This window comes from Treponema sp. R8-4-B8 (assembly GCF_054786175.1).
Genome location: NZ_BDHE01000408.1, coordinates 1 through 445 on the forward strand (window position 1 = coordinate 1; position 445 = coordinate 445).

1 protein-coding gene is annotated in these 445 nt (G+C 39.8%); it reads left to right on the forward strand.

Translation table 11 applies throughout. The features are described 5' to 3' along the window. Positions 1-308: 308 nt before the first annotated feature. Positions 309-445: translation initiation factor IF-2 N-terminal domain-containing protein (locus tag ACYVRA_RS08990; protein ID WP_461252369.1), on the forward strand; the 137-nt coding region annotated here is incomplete at its 3' end.

Below are 445 nucleotides of genomic sequence, written 5' to 3' on the forward strand. Positions count from 1 at the left end.
GGTCGAAAAGAAAGTTGCGGAAGATACGGAAGGTGATGAAGCGATTCAAGAAAAAATCATAAATAAGGCGGTAGAAACGCTAGCGGGAACTAATGTGGATTCCGCCGTAGCGATAGAGAGTACGAATAATAGTTGATGTTGATGTTTTAAGGACGCTGTCTGAACCATGATTTTAATAAGATTAGTAAGATTAATTAAGATTGAAAGCATTGAGGCTTTTGACTTAAAATCATGGGTAATCTTTAAAATTTTGAGGTAATCTCGGTTCAGACAATTTTAAGAAAGAGAAAGAAAGAAAAAAGAGAAGAATGGCCAAAAAGAAAGTCCACGATCTCGCCAAAGAGTTCAACGTCTCCGGCGCGGCATTGGTACAGATGCTGCGGGGGATGGGTATTCTAGCTGTCTCTTATACACATCTAGATGTGTATAAGAGACAGGGTGTGGG